Source organism: Flavobacterium tructae, assembly GCF_001853485.1.
Classification (GTDB): Bacteria; Bacteroidota; Bacteroidia; order Flavobacteriales; family Flavobacteriaceae; genus Flavobacterium; species Flavobacterium tructae.
This window is the reverse complement of sequence record NZ_MIKE01000011.1, coordinates 1,106,905-1,122,807: the sequence shown is the minus strand read 5'-3', so window position 1 is coordinate 1,122,807 and position 15,903 is coordinate 1,106,905. Positions and strand designations below refer to the sequence as shown.

General features: G+C 38.1%; 13 protein-coding genes. 8 read left to right on the top strand and 5 right to left on the bottom strand.

All coding sequences use genetic code 11. The features are described from left to right. Window positions 1-9 precede the first annotated feature (9 nt). The 7 genes from BHE19_RS06815 (at window position 10) to BHE19_RS06785 (ending at window position 7,711) form a co-directional block, all read left to right on the top strand. On the top strand, window positions 10-1,539 hold the full coding sequence (locus BHE19_RS06815; protein ID WP_070906447.1) for a SusD/RagB family nutrient-binding outer membrane lipoprotein: 1,530 nt from the start codon (window positions 10-12) through the stop codon (window positions 1,537-1,539). Between the two features lie 155 nt (window positions 1,540-1,694). Then, the gene (locus BHE19_RS06810) at window positions 1,695-3,014 is read left to right on the top strand and encodes a GntP family permease (RefSeq protein ID WP_070906446.1); all 1,320 of its coding nucleotides are present in this window, start codon (window positions 1,695-1,697) and stop codon (window positions 3,012-3,014) included. Between the two features lie 4 nt (window positions 3,015-3,018). Continuing rightward, on the top strand, window positions 3,019-3,486 hold the full coding sequence (locus BHE19_RS06805) for a RidA family protein (RefSeq protein WP_017497717.1): 468 nt from the start codon (window positions 3,019-3,021) through the stop codon (window positions 3,484-3,486). A gap of 223 nt (window positions 3,487-3,709) precedes the next feature. Beyond that, window positions 3,710-4,741: a sugar kinase gene (locus tag BHE19_RS06800; RefSeq protein ID WP_070906445.1), complete on the top strand. Its 1,032-nt coding sequence runs from the start codon at window positions 3,710-3,712 to the stop codon at window positions 4,739-4,741. A 9-nt stretch (window positions 4,742-4,750) separates the two neighbouring features. Further along, window positions 4,751-5,398 carry a bifunctional 4-hydroxy-2-oxoglutarate aldolase/2-dehydro-3-deoxy-phosphogluconate aldolase gene (locus BHE19_RS06795; RefSeq protein WP_070906444.1) on the top strand — a complete coding sequence of 216 codons (648 nt, stop codon included), beginning with the start codon at window positions 4,751-4,753 and terminating at the stop codon, window positions 5,396-5,398. 3 nt (window positions 5,399-5,401) lie between these two features. Further along, window positions 5,402-6,517, top strand: coding sequence for a D-TA family PLP-dependent enzyme (locus tag BHE19_RS06790; protein ID WP_070906443.1), 1,116 nt, complete (start codon window positions 5,402-5,404; stop codon window positions 6,515-6,517). 123 nt (window positions 6,518-6,640) lie between these two features. Beyond that, window positions 6,641-7,711, top strand: coding sequence for a dipeptidase (locus tag BHE19_RS06785; RefSeq protein ID WP_070906442.1), 1,071 nt, complete (start codon window positions 6,641-6,643; stop codon window positions 7,709-7,711). On the opposite strand, the gene BHE19_RS06780 is transcribed toward BHE19_RS06785, so the two are convergent. Then, on the bottom strand, window positions 7,708-8,484 hold the full coding sequence (locus BHE19_RS06780; RefSeq protein ID WP_017497712.1) for a DeoR/GlpR family DNA-binding transcription regulator: 777 nt from the start codon (window positions 8,482-8,484) through the stop codon (window positions 7,708-7,710). The two genes, BHE19_RS06785 and BHE19_RS06780, sit on opposite strands and share 4 nt — an antisense overlap. Before the next feature lie 189 nt (window positions 8,485-8,673). Here BHE19_RS06780 and BHE19_RS06775 point away from each other — a divergent pair, with 189 nt between their 5' ends. Beyond that, window positions 8,674-10,977, top strand: a complete 2,304-nt coding sequence (locus BHE19_RS06775; protein WP_070906441.1) for a family 20 glycosylhydrolase — start codon at window positions 8,674-8,676, stop codon at window positions 10,975-10,977. 44 nt (window positions 10,978-11,021) lie between these two features. Here the strand turns inward: BHE19_RS06775 and BHE19_RS06770 are convergent, their stop codons facing one another. The 4 genes from BHE19_RS06770 to BHE19_RS06755 all read right to left on the bottom strand — a co-directional run bounded on the left by BHE19_RS06770 (window position 11,022) and on the right by BHE19_RS06755 (window position 15,684). Then, window positions 11,022-12,047: a hypothetical protein gene (locus BHE19_RS06770; RefSeq protein WP_070906440.1), complete on the bottom strand. Its 1,026-nt coding sequence runs from the start codon at window positions 12,045-12,047 to the stop codon at window positions 11,022-11,024. Window positions 12,048-12,161: 114 nt separating this feature from the next. After that, window positions 12,162-12,908 (bottom strand): succinate dehydrogenase/fumarate reductase iron-sulfur subunit, encoded by a 747-nt coding sequence (locus BHE19_RS06765; RefSeq protein ID WP_017497710.1) that lies wholly within the window; start codon window positions 12,906-12,908, stop codon window positions 12,162-12,164. A gap of 98 nt (window positions 12,909-13,006) precedes the next feature. Next, complete coding sequence (locus BHE19_RS06760; RefSeq protein ID WP_017497709.1) at window positions 13,007-15,007, bottom strand: fumarate reductase/succinate dehydrogenase flavoprotein subunit; 2,001 nt, start codon at window positions 15,005-15,007, stop codon at window positions 13,007-13,009. Between the two features lie 11 nt (window positions 15,008-15,018). After that, window positions 15,019-15,684 carry a succinate dehydrogenase cytochrome b subunit gene (locus BHE19_RS06755; protein ID WP_017497708.1) on the bottom strand — a complete coding sequence of 222 codons (666 nt, stop codon included), beginning with the start codon at window positions 15,682-15,684 and terminating at the stop codon, window positions 15,019-15,021. Window positions 15,685-15,903: the final 219 nt, after the last annotated feature.

The window sequence follows — 15,903 nt, the reverse complement described above, 5'->3', positions numbered from 1 at the left end:
AACAAAACCATGAAAAAGAGAACCATTTTATATATGGCAGGTATACTTTTAGGAAGTATGACAGCCTGTACCAAAGATTTTGAAGAAATCAACACCAACCCCAATTCTGTTGAAGTACCAAATGCGACTTTTATTTTTAGTCAGTCACAGCTTGATGGTTTAAACAACAATTACTTCTTTACAAATGTGCTGCAATGCGGTGGTATGCTGCAACATTATGCGACCTATAAAGAAGCATCAGGTGTGGGAGACAAGTACTTAAACAACGAGTCTTACTATTCTGCTTACTTCAACAGAGGTTATCCAACTGCAGTCAATGAAATCCAAACGGTAATTAACACTTTAAAAGATAATCCGGTCGAGAGCAACAAACTCAATATCGCAAGAATCTGGAAAGCCTATATCTACCACCGTATGACCGATTTATATGGAGACATTCCTTATACCGAGGCATCAAAAGCTTATACTAACGAACATTTTCTTCCAAAATATGACAGTCAGGAATTCATCTACAAGGACTTACTAAAAGAACTTGATGAAGCGGCAGCAGCCTTAGATCCAGCCAAAGCAAGTTTTGGTAAAGCCGATTTTATTTATGAAGGCAATATCGCCAAATGGAAGAAGTTTTCTTACTCTTTAATACTTCGTCTTGGTTTACGACTTTCAAAAGTTGATCCTGCATTATCCAAAACCTGGGTAACAAAAGCCATTACCGGCGGAGTAATCGTAAACGCAGCTGACAATGCACTGATTAAATACACAGATGGCCCAAATGATTTCAACAGGAATCCTGCCGGTATTGACTCCAGAAGTCTTGATTTTGCCAAGGACTCCTTCGGACAAAAAAACACAGAAGGCGGAAAACTGGCCAAAACTTTCATCGATGTACTAAAAACTACAGCTGACCCAAGACTTAGTGTTTATTCTGGTGTTTGGCAGGGAACGGTACAAAATACAGATCCTGCTGTACAAAAAGGTTTTCCTAACGGAACTAAAACTGCTCCGTCACCAGCGGAACAAGGCACTTATTCTGAACCAAACCAAAGTACTGTGTTCCGATACGATGCTCCGATGATGATCCTGAGCAATGCCGAGACTAATCTTTACCTGGCCGAAGCAGCCATAAGAGGATGGTACACCGCTGAAACCGATAAAGATCTATACGAAAAAGCGGTAAAAGCATCTTTCCTGAACATGGGAATTTACGGTGCGGCTTATGCCATTACCGACGCAACTCCTTACCTAACGTTGAATCCTTATAATGTGGCGGGAACTTTTGATCAAAAAATGAGTCAGATACACAGCCAGATCTGGATTGCATTGTTTGTAGACGAGCAGGAAATTTATGCCAACTGGAGAAGAACCGGATACCCGGCATTAGTGCCGATAAACTTTCCCGGAAATGTTACAAACGGAACCATTCCGAGACGTATCAAATACCCGGTAAGTGAATATTCGGTGAATTCAAGTAACTTAGCTGATGCGGTAAAACGTCAGGGAGCTGATGCTTTTACAACAAGAATCTGGTGGGATAAATAAAAACAATAACCGTTGATACAATTGATTTAAACACATAGAGCCATAGCTCCTGCAATCCTGAAAAGGAGTTCCACTTGCAGTAACACCTGGTCACTATGTGTTTGATAAAATGTATACGAAATACTCGCAACGGAGTTAATAATACAAATAGATAAATGAGCATTTTAATTCTTACGGCATGCATTGCGTTTTTAATCATCCAGATCGCCTGGCTTAAAATCAATCCGTTTATTGCCTTTATCATAACAGCTTTATTAGCGGGCCTTTTTTTAGGCCTGCCAATAAACACTTTATCGCAAACTGTACAAAAAGGTTTGGGCGAAATGTTAGGATCTATTACGCTGATTATTGTTTTCGGAACCTGTATTGGTAAACTTACCGTTTCATCAGGCGCCGCCAATGTCATTGCCAAAACGGTTATGGGATGGACGGGTAAAAAATACGTTCGCCTTGGCTTAATGATTACCGGATTTATTGTTGGGATACCTCTATTTTATAGTGTTGGTTTTGTTTTGTTAGTACCCTTAATCTTCTCAGTAGCCCATCAATTTAAGCTGTCAAAAGTATATCTAGGTATTCCAATGCTGGCGTCGCTTTCAGTAGCACACGGTTTCTTACCCCCACATCCGTCACCCATGGCATTAAGCAGTATTTTTAATGCCGATCTTGGACTCGTTTTAGTTTATGGAATTATCATTGCCATACCAACCATTTTTATTGCAGGTTTATTGTTTTCGAATTTACTCAAAAACATCAAAACCGAATCGGATCACGAGATCTTAAATGTTGAAGAAGTTGTAAACGAAGGCAAACTTCCGAGTTTTTCTCTGAGTTTGTTTTCTGCTTTATTTCCGGTTTTCGGATTAACAGTGACTTCGATAGCACCTATGATTTCTAAAAATGAAACTCTGGCTGATATCTGCAAAACAATTGGTGAACCTAGCATGATCATGCTGATCTCGTTACTGATCTGTACTTATACTTTAGGTGTCAGAATGAACCGCAGCATCACCTCTGTAATGGAAGACTATGCTGTTGCGATAAAAGATGTTGCCTTAATCGTTTTAATTGTTGGAGGAGCCGGCGGTCTGAAAGAAGTCATGATTGTAAGTGGCGTAAACGAAACCATCGTTACAGCTTTAACACAAATAAACATTCATCCTTATCTATTGGCATGGATGATGGCAGCAATTATTCGTGTTTGCGTAGGTTCAGCAACAGCGGCCGGATTAATGACCGCCACGGTTCTATTGCCTTTATTACAAACTGCCGGACTTGATCCTAACCTGTTAGTACTGTCTGTTGGAGCAGGAAGTTTAATGTGCTCTCACGTAAACGACCCAAGCTTCTGGATGTTCAAAGAATATTTTAACATCAGCCTGAAAGATACTTTCAAATCATGGACCGTTATGGAATCCTTAGTATCTGTTTTAGGAATCATTTTCGTTTTTATTTTAAACTCTATAATACATTAATATCATGAATTTATTACCACAAGAAAAATTTGAAACCCTTGGATTGTCTCTTCCTCCGGCACCACAGCCTTTAGGAATATACAAACCCTATTTAGTTGATGGTAAATATTTATACCTTTCAGGTCACGGGCCAGTTAGAGACGACAAATCCTTAATCATTGGCCGAATTGGCGATGACATGGACATCGAAGAAGGAAAATTAGCAGCAAGGCAAGTCGGATTAACCATGCTTTCTACAATTGTAACCAATTTTGGAAGCCTGAACAAAGTAAAAAAAGTGATAAAAGTACTCGGAATGGTAAACTGCAATGGCGAGTTCTTAAGACATCCGTACGTTATAAACGGCTGCAGTGAATTATTTGCTGAAGTTTGGGGACCCGAAAACGGAATTGGAGTACGAAGCGCTGTAGGAATGGGCTCTTTACCGGACAATATTCCTGTTGAGGTTGAAGCCGTTTTCGAATTATATTAAAAAAAGTTATGCCACAGATTACAGGATTAAAAAGGATTATTTTTCCGTCCGTTGTGACGAACAAACGAAACAATTTATGAATTTCACCACTACGGCAGTAAATTAAAAATTCGTGAATTGCTTCGCCTGTCCGCTATCGCTCGAGTAGTGGGCTAAAAAAAATTAGCCGTACCTTTAATAAATCCTTGAAATCCATATAATCTGTGGCAAAAAAACAAAAAACATGAATACAAATACCTCACAAACAAAAATCGCAACTTTCGGTGAATTATTACTCCGGATGAATGTTGCCAACGGAAATCGATTTACACAAGCCAACGAAATAAAAGTTTACGTGGGCGGTGCCGAGGCAAATGTTTGTGTTTTGCTTTCCCAACTTGGAATACCTACCGATTACATTACCCGATTACCTCAAAATGACTTAGCGCAATTGGCTGTAAACGAACTTCAGAAATACAAAGTAAACACCTCCAAATGTGTTTATGGCGGAGACCGTTTAGGTTTATATTTTGTCGAAGCCGGAAATCAAATCCGACAATCACAAGTGATTTACGACCGAAGCAATTCGTCCTTTGCAACCATACAAAAAGATCAGATTAACTGGGACCTGGCTTTGGCCGATGTAACCCATTTTCATTGGTCCGGAATAAGTCCGGGAGTTTCGCATGAAGCAACTCTGGTTTGTAAAGAAGCTATTCTCGCGGCACATCAAAAAGGCCTCCCTATTTCTTCCGACTTTAACTACCGTTCCAAATTATGGCAATACGGAAAACATCCGTCAGAAGTCATGCCTGATCTGCTTCAATACAGCACCATTACAGTCGCCGATTTAGATGCGATTGAAATTTATTTCGGAATCAAAACCGATGCGAAAGAATCGGATGCCGATCGTTTTCAGAAAACATTCGAATTGTTAAAAGCAAAAATGCCTTTTCTAAAAACACTCGCCATGAGTTTCAGAAAGTCTGACGGGCCGGCACATTTATACAAAGGATTACTCATTCATGAAGGCAATTTCTATCAGACATCTGAACATAAAATTCATGCGGTAACAGATCAGATAGGTTCCGGTGATGCCTTCAACGCAGGATTATTATACGGACTGACTCATAAATTATCCGGTCAGGATTGCATCGAGTGGGCAACTGCCTGTGGTGTCATCAAACAAAGTATTCATGGAGATTTCGCGATAAGCACTCCTGATGAAGTAAATCATTTTATTAAAAATGGCTCAAGTAACAGAATTAACAGATAAAACAAAAACATGTACAGCATATTAAAAACGCAAGGTGTACTTCCGTTAGTGACACAAATCAACATTGAAACAGCCCAAATAGTTTTGCAATCGGCGGCTGATGCTGGCATAAAAATTATCGAGTTTGCTGCTCGTGCAACTGATGCTAAAGAAGTTTTTAGCCAAATGATCCATTTTAAAAAAGCAAATAATTTAGAGGTTAAGATAGCCGTTGGATCAATATTAAGCGTTCAGGATGCCGAAACCTTTCATCAGTTAGGAGCAGATTGTATCGTTTGTCCACATACCGATCCGGAAATTGGGAACTACTGTTTCAAAAACAATATTTACTGGATTCCCGGAGCCGCGACCTTAAACGAAATACTCCACGCCAATAAATTAGGTGCCGAAATTGTAAAACTTTTTCCAGCCGATAAAATTGGTGGTCCCGGATATGTAAAAGCCATCAGAGCCCCTTTTCCAAATTTAAAAATAATGCCGACCGGCGGCGTAACCTTAGAAGAAAGCAACCTGAAATCATGGTTCAAATCGGGAGTGGTTTGCGTTGGAATTGGTTCTAACTTATTTACAAAAGAAATGATGCTCGATTTAAATTATGAGCAGTCGCTTCAGGCTTTTCAGAATTTAATTGAAGTTGTCAAAAAAACAAGAAACTAAGTTATGCAAAACAATTGGTGGAAAATTAGCTCCGAAATCCGTGTAGACACCCCATTTTTGGCCGTTTACGAAGATCGTATTCAGACCAACATTGAACGTCTGATAGAATCTGTGAACGGCGATACTCAGAAATTAAGGCCACACATCAAAACCCATAAAATTGGAGAGATTCTGGACTTGTTTAAAACCTATAACATCAACAAAGTTAAATGTGCGACCATTGCCGAAGCAGAGCTTGCTGCCATACACGAAATTGCAGACGTACTTCTCGCCTATCAGCCTGTAGGCAATAAAAAAGAGCGATGGATTTCGTTACTTAAAAAATATCCTGCTACCACTTTTTCAACCATTGTTGACAATTACGAATCGGCAAAAGCACTGGATATCGCTGCACACAAAAACAACCTAAAACTTACCCTTTACCTGGATCTGAACTCCGGGATGAACAGAACCGGAATTTCAATTTCTAAAAACTGGGAAGCGCTGATTGATGAAATTATCAAGCTTAAAAATATTCATTTTGCAGGTATTCATCTGTATGATGGTCATCTGAAAGGAGATGTTGAACATCGAAATTCGGTCGCCTCAAATATCTTCTTTAGCATAAACGAAGAAATCGAAGCTCTACAGAAAAAACTGGGTTATGAATTAAAAATTGTAGCCGGAGGATCTAACACCTTTCCTTTTTACGCCACACAGAAAAATGTAGAATGTAGTCCGGGAACTTTTGTCTTCTGGGATTCCAACTATCAAATTAACTTACCGGAGCAAAATTTCGAACCGGCTTTGGTAATCGTTGGAACCATCATCTCAAAACCAACCAATACTACTTTTTGTATCGACATTGGGTACAAAGCAGTCGCTTCTGAAAACCCTATCGATAAAAGACTGGTCATTTTAAATGATGACAACCTAATCCCAATTTCACATTCTGAAGAGCATTTGGTCATCGAAAATCGTGGTGAAAACAACTATGCGATTGGGGATACCATTTATGCGCAGCCCTACCACGTTTGTCCCACTTGTGCATTGTATGATTCCGTTCAGGTAGTCAATAGCGAACAGCATATTTGTGATCAGTGGCTCATTACAGCCCGCAGTAGAAAAATTAACATCTAGTCGCAGAAAAAAGAATAGAAAATAGAACGAAGCGGAAAGAGAATAGAACCAAGAGAAAAGAAAAAAGACTATAGACCTTGTAGAAAACCTCAGAACCTTAGAACCTCAGAACCTTAAAATACTATGTTTATAATAGACGCCCATTTAGACCTTAGCATGAATGCGATGGAATGGAACAGAGACCTACGAAACGATGTTCCCACTTTACGCCATTTAGAAAAAGGCATGACAGACAAACCCGATCGCGAACGTGCCACTGTTTCTTTTCCTGATTTGCGAAAAGGAAATATTGGAATTGTAGTTGCCACTCAAATTGCACGATTTGTAAAACCCGACAGCCTTATTCCCGGGTGGAACTCTGCTGATCAGGCGTGGGCACAAACACAAGGGCAGCTCGCCTGGTACAAAGCCATGGAAGAAGCCGGAGAAATAACCCCCATTACAGACAAAAAATCATTACTGCAGCAGATCGATTTATGGAATGACGGAACCCCAAATGATAAAAAGCCGATTGGCTATATTTTAAGTTTAGAAGGCGCTGATTCTATTATTGATATTTCTTACTTGGAAAAAGCATATCAGTACGGATTACGCGCTATCGGACCCGCACATTATGGCCCCGGCCGATACGCAAACGGAACGGATACCACCGGAAAAATGCAGCAAAACGGACTTGATTTACTCAAAGAAATGGAACGCTTGAACATTATTCTGGATGCCACTCATTTGTGTGATGATGCTTTCTGGCAGGCATTAGACCACTACAACGGACCTGTTTGGGCAAGCCACAACAATTGCCGAAGTCTGGTAGATCACAACCGTCAGTACAGCGACGAAATGATCAAGGCCTTGATTTCGCGTGGAGCAGTTATTGGAGGTGCTTTAGATGCCTGGATGCTGGTTCCGAATTGGGAGAGAGGAGTTTCGACCCCACAGGAAACCAACTGCAATCTCGAAACTGTTTTCAAACACATGGATCACATTTGCCAATTGGCCGGAAATGCCAATCATATTGGTGTAGGTTCTGATCTTGATGGTGCTTTTGGTACAGAGCAATCTCCGCACGACTTAAACACTATTGCCGATTTGCAGAAACTAGTTCTGATCTTTAAAAAGCATGGGTATACTGACGAAGATTTAAACAAAATCTTTCATCAAAACTGGATCAACTTTTTACTAAAAAACTGGGATTAAACAAAGACTAAACTGGGAACTGCCTTCTTATACGCCTGTAGTTTTTCGTGATCGGGATCTACTTCCGTCACCACATAATCAACTTCGGATAAGTTGGCAATTTTCATTTTTAAAACCGTATCCAGTTTTTCAGAAATCGTAAGAATGGCTGTTTTTTCAGAAGCCTGAATCATTGCTTTTTTAACCTGGACTGTTTCCCAGTCAGAATCCGAAAAGCCGCCTTCGATGTCTAAGGCATTGGTTCCTAATATTAACAAATCGACTTTAATATTAGCCAGTTGATTGTAAACATCGCCGCTCACACACATTTGGCTGTACGACGAAATGCTGCCGCCAATCATGATAATTTTAACATTGGGTTTGTCCAGAAGTTCCACCGCTGATAAAACAGTAACGGTAAAAATAGTCAGATTTAAAGTGTCGGGAATCAATCGGATAAACTCTCTGATGGTTGTTCCTCCACCAAGCAATAAAACCATACCATCACGAAGTAAACCTAAAGTTTTCTGTGCAATGGTTTGTTTTGCTTCACCTGCATAAGTCTGATTGGAAGAAGAATGGTGATAGGCTTTTGTCATCGCACCACCTTTTACTTTTATCAATAAAGATTCTGATTCAAGTTCATTAATATCTCGTCTCACAGTATCTTCTGAAACAAATAATTTAGCCGAAAGGGTTTCAAAACTTACACGGGTGTGCAGGTTAATCTCTTTTAAAATAAGATTTTTACGTTCTTCCTTGGTGTAATTAACCACTTCATTATCATTATTCATGCAAGTTCATTTTTAGTAAAGCAAATGTAAACAATTAATGCAATATTATTGCGAAACAAATTACAATACAATGTAATAAAAAAGTTAATTCATCTATTATAAAGACTTTTAAATGCAAATCGATTTTGCAAAAAAAATGCAACTCAACCAACAAACCTTATATTTGTTTAACAAACTCAAAAAGTAACCATGCAAAAAAGTGTTTTTCTTCTTTTACTATTTTGTTATTCTTTTGGAAGTGCTCAAACTTCCTCAACTAATAATTCAATCATTCCGGCTCCCAATTTTTATAAGGCAACCGGAGACAGTATTCGTTTCAACGGACAAATTAAAGTACTGTTTGAAAAGAATAAATACAGCGCTAAAGAACAAAAAACGGCAAAGCTGTTGGAGTCTGCCATAAATGCTAACACCTCAAAGAAAAAAAGCACTATCGATGTTTTATTCATAACACAAAATCCTGCTTCCTCTCTAAAAAAAGAAGGATACAAAATTGTCATCACTCCAAAAAAAATAACCGTTACCGGAAGTGAAGAGGGTCTATTTTATGCAGTTCAGAGTTTACTGCACATGCTCCCGAACAAACCTAAAAATCAGGAAATAAAACTTCCTTGTGTTACAATAGAAGACGAACCGAGATACGATTACCGAGGCCTGCATTTAGACGTTTGCCGTCACTTTTTTAGTGTTGACGTTATAAAAGATTTTATCGCTCAGATGTCCAGTTATAAATTAAATAATTTCCATTGGCATTTAACTGACGATCAGGGCTGGAGAATTGAAATTAAAAAATACCCGAAGCTAACTGAAGTAGGCTCCAAAAGAGCCCAGACTTTAGTAGGAAACAAGTTCGAAAGATTCCCTTATTTTTTTGACGGAAATCCGTATGGAGGTTTTTATACTCAGGAAGAAATCAAGGACGTGGTAAAATTTGCTGAAGAACATTATGTCAATGTGATCCCCGAAATCGAAATGCCGGGACATGCCACTGCAGCCGTTACCGCTTATCCAAATTTATCCTGTTTTCCCGATCGTCCTTATAAAGTTATTGAATACTGGGGAGTGTTTGAAGATATCTTCTGTGCAGGAAAAGAAGAAACCTTTACTTTTCTGGAAGATGTTTTAACCGAAGTCATGGCGTTATTCCCTAGCAAATACATTCACATTGGTGGTGACGAATGCCCAAAAGCCAGATGGAAAGAATGTCCAAACTGTCAAAAAAAGATCAAAGAATTAGGATTGAAAAACGAACATGAATTACAAACTTATCTTACCACCAGAATAGAAAAATTCCTGAACAATAATGGAAGACAAATTCTTGGTTGGGACGAAATGCTCGAAGGCGGATTAACTCCAAACGCAGCAGTAATGTCCTGGCGCGGAGAATCGGGCGGAATTGCCGCTGCCAAACAAAAACACTTTGTCATCATGAATCCGGAGCACATTTTGTATCTGGATTACAATCAGGCGTATTCTCCAAATGAACCTTTAACAGTGGGAAGATTAGTCACGGTCGAAAAAATGTACAACTACAACCCGACTCCGGTGGACAGTTTAACGATTGACGAACAAAAATACATCATGGGTGTACAGTCTAATTTATGGTCAGAATATTTAACGAGCCCTGCCAAACTAAATTATCAACTTTATCCCCGAATGTTTGCTTTGGCAGAAACTGCCTGGACAGCACCACAAAATAAAAATTACGATAATTTTGTTCTGAATCGCATGCCTCATCATTTAGAAAAACTGGAATTACAGAAAAGATTATACAAAGTCCCAACACCGTTTGGAGCAAATGAAACGGCTCTAATTGCCTCCGAATATGTACTGGATCTAAAACCTACCATTAAAAATGGACAGATTTTCTACACGATTGATGGCTATAATCCGGATGAAACCGCAAACCTTTATGAAAAACCTGTCACGATACACATTCCAAAAGGAGAATTCAGAACCGTAAAAACAGTTCAGATTAGCCCAGGTGGAAGAAAAAGTTCTATCAACAAGATAATAATTCGAAATCCGGATTTAAAACCTGCTTTAGCGGTAAAACCAACCAAACAAGGTTTAAAATACGAATACTTTATCGGAACCTTATTTCAGCAGGTTCAGGACTTAGAATTAGCAAAACCTGTGAATTCGGGGATCTTTGAAGGCACTGTGAGCAGTGAAAAGTGGAAAACGAAAAAAGAGCGCTATATTGGCCTAAAATTCGACGGATATATTTACGTACCGGAAACTGCAAATTATACCTTTTCAACGCTCTCAGACGACGGGTCAAAGCTTTTTATCGACAATGAACTGATCGTAAATAACGACGGAATACATTGGCTCAACGAGGCCTACGGAGCCGTAAAACTTGAAAAAGGGTTTCACAAGTTCAACATCAGCTATTTTGATCAGGTAGGCGGAACCACTTTAAACTGTTTCATCCAGCCCGAAGGAAAAGAAAAACAGGAAATAAGCGCTTCGCAATTCTATTACGAATAAGGATATAAAAAATGCATCCGCCATTGGACGGATGCATTTTTGTATTATTTCGAACTATATTTGGAAACAGCCTTACTGATTCTCTCAAAATCATTATCCTTTAAATTATAGGTCGCAATACCATAAAAATAATAGGCCGGCAAACCTGTTTTGGCATTTACAACTTGCAGATATTTGTTTGCATTCATACTTACATATCTCAAATAATAAATCTCCTCATTATTCAAAATCTTTTTCTCCAGATCCTCGTCTCTTATAAACTGAAATTTATATTTATAATCTTCTACCAACTCTTTAAGATCTTTTTCGTCTCTAAGTTTTTCTGTACCTTTCCAAGAATTAAATTCCATCATATATGCTTCAGGAATATAAAGGGTACTTTCTTTTAAATTTTTCACCTCTGGATTTACATAATCATCATAAAGTCCACAATGCCCTCCTTTACCAATCATCTCATTAATGTTCTGAAAATAATTCTTCAACATTCCAAGGTTAGTATTAGTAAAACTGCTTTCAGTATACATTCGGTTATAAATAATAGCTGCTTTTTCACTAGTTAGTGCTTTCATGGCGTCAAGCAGAAAAGCAGGCTTAACAGAAAGGGGAAATTTTGCGATGTAGCTTGTAGCCCCCTCATAAACACCATTCACTTTTATATCGTAATTTTTAGCATCAGGTTTTATCTTTTTAAACCCTTTATCAAATTTTTCTTTATCAAAAATTTTTAATCCTAAATTAGTATGAACAAATACACCTCCCTTTGAACTTACTTTTACATCTCCTTCCAGCTTTGCAAATGAATAAGTTCCATCCAGGTAATCTAACTCTTTAAAGTCTTTATACTCCACCACTTTAAAAGGGGTAACTGTCCAAACTTCTTTTAAAATTTTTTCATATGATTCTTTGCTATTTAACTGAGGCAAAACAAAAATCGTCGTTGTACTCTTAAATTTCTCCAATTCTCCATTCTCAAATTCTTCATCTGCCCCTCTATAAGATGGAGAAACAGCAACCTGCGCATAATTTTCAACACTGAAAGCCAGCATAATAAACAGTAAAATTCTTTTCATTTAATAATTTTGTTATAAGTATTATATATTAATATGATGTGAAAATAGTACAAAAAAAAAGCATCCGCCATATAGCGGATGCTTTTTTATATAACTAAAAAGATACGTTTTAAATTATCCTTTCAAACTTGCTGCTAAATACTCACGGTTCATACGTGCGATATTTTCAAGAGAGATTCCTTTAGGACATTCTACCTCGCAAGCTCCGGTATTTGTACAGTTACCAAAACCTTCAGCATCCATTTGGTGAACCATATTTAAAACACGGTCAACTGCTTCAACTTTACCTTGCGGTAATAAAGCATATTGAGATACTTTTGCAGAAACGAACAACATTGCTGATGAGTTTTTACAAGTTGCAACACAAGCTCCACAACCAATACAAGCTGCAGCATCAAAAGATTTATCTGCATCGTCTTTGTTGATAGGAATTGTATTCGCATCAATTGTATTTCCTGAAGTATTTACAGAGATAAATCCTCCTGCATGTTGAATTCTGTCAAAAGAACTTCTATCAACTACTAAATCTTTAATTACCGGGAAAGCTTTTGCTCTAAATGGCTCGATAAAAATCGTATCACCATCTTTGAACATACGCATGTGCAACTGACAAGTAGTAACTCCTCTGTCTGGTCCATGTGCTTCTCCATTGATAAACAAAGAACACATTCCGCAAATTCCTTCGCGACAATCGTGGTCAAATGCTACCGGTTCGTCTCCTTTATTGATCAATTGTTCGTTAAGAACGTCAAGCATTTCAAGGAAAGACATATCCGGTTCAATTCCGTCAATAGGATATTCAACAATCCCTCCTTTATCTTGGGCGTTTTTCTGACGCCATATTTTTAATGTAAGTTTCATTTTCTATAAGTTTAAAAGTCTTAAAGTCTAAAGTCATAAAGTCAAAAATCGAAAGCTTAATACTTTAAGACTTTGGACTTAGGACTTTGGACTAAACCCTATTTATAACTACGTTGTACTAATTTGATGTTTTCGTAAACCAGAGGTTCTTTGTGTAATACTGCGTCACTTGGTTTTCCTTTGTATTCCCAAGCTGCAACGTATGCAAAGTTCTCATCATCACGAAGTGCTTCACCTTCTTCTGTTTGATACTCTTCACGGAAGTGACCTCCACAAGATTCGTTACGGTGTAAAGCATCTTTTGCGAACAACTCTCCCAATTCTAAGAAATCGGCAACACGAGTTGCTTTTTCTAATTCCTGGTTAAATTCGTTAGCACTTCCAGGTACTTTTACGTCTTTATAAAACTCCTCACGTAAAGCGGCAATTTCTTCGATAGCTTCGGCTAAACCTTTTGCATTACGAGCCATACCTACTTTATCCCACATGATTTTCCCTAATTTCTTATGGAAATAATCTACAGAATGAGTTCCTTTATTATTGATAAATTTCTCGATTTGATCTTTTACTCCTTTTTCTGCTTCTACGAATTCTGGCAAATCTGTAGAAATAGGTCCCATTTTAATATCCGGAGCCAAATAATCTCCGATAGTATAAGGCAATACGAAATAACCATCTGCTAAACCTTGCATTAAGGCAGAAGCTCCAAGTCTGTTTGCTCCGTGATCAGAGAAGTTCGATTCTCCGATTGAGAAACATCCCGGAATGGTAGTCATTAAGTTATAATCAACCCAGGTACCACCCATAGTGTAGTGAACCGCAGGGTAAATCATCATTGGCGTTACATAAGGATCTTCGTCAACAATTTTCAAGTACATCTGGAATAAGTTTCCGTACTTACTTTTTACGATATCCGTTCCTAATTTAGTTACTAAAGCACTGTCATTTTCATTCAATCCTTTTACGTGAGCAGCCTCAGCACCGTAACGTTTAATAGCAGCGGCGAAATCTAAGTAAACCGCTTCTCCTGTTTTGTTCACACCAAAACCGGCATCACATCTTTCTTTTGCAGCACGAGACGCAACGTCACGAGGTACTAAGTTACCAAAAGCAGGATATCTTCTTTCTAAGAAATAATCTCTTTCGTCTTCAGATAAATCAGTTGCTTTTTTCTTTCCTTCACGAATTGCTTTCGCATCTTCTAATTTTGCAGGAACCCAAATACGACCGTCATTACGTAACGATTCAGACATCAAAGTCAATTTTGACTGGTGATCTCCTGAAACCGGAATACAAGTTGGGTGAATTTGTGTGTAACAAGGATTCGCGAAAAACGCTCCTTTTTTATGTATTTTCCAAGCTGCTGTTGCGTTACTTCCCATAGCATTTGTAGATAAGAAAAACACGTTTCCGTATCCTCCTGAACCTACTACTACCGCGTGAGCAGAGTGTCTTTCAATTTCTCCTGTGATAAGGTTACGAGCGATAATACCTCTCGCTTTTCCGTCAACAATTACAATGTCAAGCATTTCGTGACGATTGTACATTTTTACTTTTCCACGACCAATCTGACGGTTCATTGCAGAATAAGCTCCTAACAATAATTGTTGTCCGGTTTGTCCTTGTGCGTAAAAAGTACGGGAAACCAAAGTTCCTCCAAAAGAACGGTTGTCCAATAATCCACCATATTCACGAGCCAATGGTACCCCTTGAGCCACACACTGGTCGATAATATTAGCAGAAACTTCAGCCAAACGATGAACGTTTGCCTCACGTGCACGGTAGTCACCTCCTTTTACAGTATCATAAAATAATCTGTAAACAGAGTCACCGTCACCTTTATAATTTTTTGCAGCATTGATACCACCTTGCGCAGCAATAGAGTGCGCACGACGTGGTGAATCCTGAAAACAGAAAGCTTTTACGTTATATCCTAACTCAGCCAAAGTAGCCGCAGCAGAACCTCCAGCCAAACCTGTTCCAACGATAATAATATCTAAATTACGTTTGTTAGCAGGGTTTACTAAATTAATATGATCTTTATAATTTGTCCATTTGTCCGATATTGGACCATTTGGAATTTTTGAATCTAATGCCATTATAATTGATATTAATTATTGAAATGATGAAATAATGCGATGATAACGAAAAGTGCCGGTACTACAACCGCAAATCCATAACCAACTTTACTTAAGAATCGAGAATACTTATTGTGCATCCCAACGGATTGAAGAGATGAACTGAATCCGTGCCAAAGGTGAAATCCTAATAACACAAATGAGATACAGTAAATACCTGTGCGGATTGGATCATGAAACTTATGCACTAGCTCTCCATAATATCTTGTCGCGTCCGGTGCTGTACCTGCAATATATTTGTAAGTAACTTCAGGAAACCAAAAATCATAGAAATGCAATCCTAAGAAAGCCAAAATAACTAAGCCTGAGATAATCATGTTTCTCGAAGTCCAAGAAGCATTAGCAGCTCCGTTGTATTTTGCATAAGCAATTGGTCTTGCTGCGCTATTTTGAGCAGTCAATACAAATCCCATTACGAAATGGAAAATTACTCCGATTGCCAAAACAGGTTGCATTACATATTGAATCAGCGGATTGTATCCCATAAAGTGAGAAGCTTCGTTAAAAACATCTTCACTAATAATAGAAATAAAATTTAAGGAAACATGCAGCGCTAAAAACGTGATTAAGAATATTCCCGAAAGAGCCATAGCCACTTTCTTTAAGATGGAAGCATTCAATAGTGCAGATTGTGCCATAAGTGTTAAAGTAGTTTGTTTTAAAAAATTAGACAAAAATAAAGCAATTAGACATGAACTACAACCATTTCGTTGTTATTTATAATGATTTTAAAGAGCTTTCGGTGATATTATTGCAAATTATTTAAAAACAAGAAAATAGAAATTTTTCGCAAGTGATTTTAACGAATTCCTAGTTTTTATATAATTACCAAATTGTTATTTTTCACCCCATTTTGC

Coding starts and splice junctions, on each gene's coding strand:
- BHE19_RS06790 (WP_070906443.1), top strand. CDS start 5,402: ATGCAAAACAATTGGTGGAAAATTAGCTCCGAAATCCGTGTAGACACC.
- BHE19_RS06765 (WP_017497710.1), bottom strand. CDS start 12,908: ATGAAACTTACATTAAAAATATGGCGTCAGAAAAACGCCCAAGATAAA.
- BHE19_RS06760 (WP_017497709.1), bottom strand. CDS start 15,007: ATGGCATTAGATTCAAAAATTCCAAATGGTCCAATATCGGACAAATGG.
- BHE19_RS06810 (WP_070906446.1), top strand. CDS start 1,695: ATGAGCATTTTAATTCTTACGGCATGCATTGCGTTTTTAATCATCCAG.
- BHE19_RS06815 (WP_070906447.1), top strand. CDS start 10: ATGAAAAAGAGAACCATTTTATATATGGCAGGTATACTTTTAGGAAGT.
- BHE19_RS06785 (WP_070906442.1), top strand. CDS start 6,641: ATGTTTATAATAGACGCCCATTTAGACCTTAGCATGAATGCGATGGAA.
- BHE19_RS06800 (WP_070906445.1), top strand. CDS start 3,710: ATGAATACAAATACCTCACAAACAAAAATCGCAACTTTCGGTGAATTA.
- BHE19_RS06795 (WP_070906444.1), top strand. CDS start 4,751: ATGTACAGCATATTAAAAACGCAAGGTGTACTTCCGTTAGTGACACAA.
- BHE19_RS06755 (WP_017497708.1), bottom strand. CDS start 15,684: ATGGCACAATCTGCACTATTGAATGCTTCCATCTTAAAGAAAGTGGCT.
- BHE19_RS06775 (WP_070906441.1), top strand. CDS start 8,674: ATGCAAAAAAGTGTTTTTCTTCTTTTACTATTTTGTTATTCTTTTGGA.
- BHE19_RS06805 (WP_017497717.1), top strand. CDS start 3,019: ATGAATTTATTACCACAAGAAAAATTTGAAACCCTTGGATTGTCTCTT.
- BHE19_RS06770 (WP_070906440.1), bottom strand. CDS start 12,047: ATGAAAAGAATTTTACTGTTTATTATGCTGGCTTTCAGTGTTGAAAAT.
- BHE19_RS06780 (WP_017497712.1), bottom strand. CDS start 8,484: ATGAATAATGATAATGAAGTGGTTAATTACACCAAGGAAGAACGTAAA.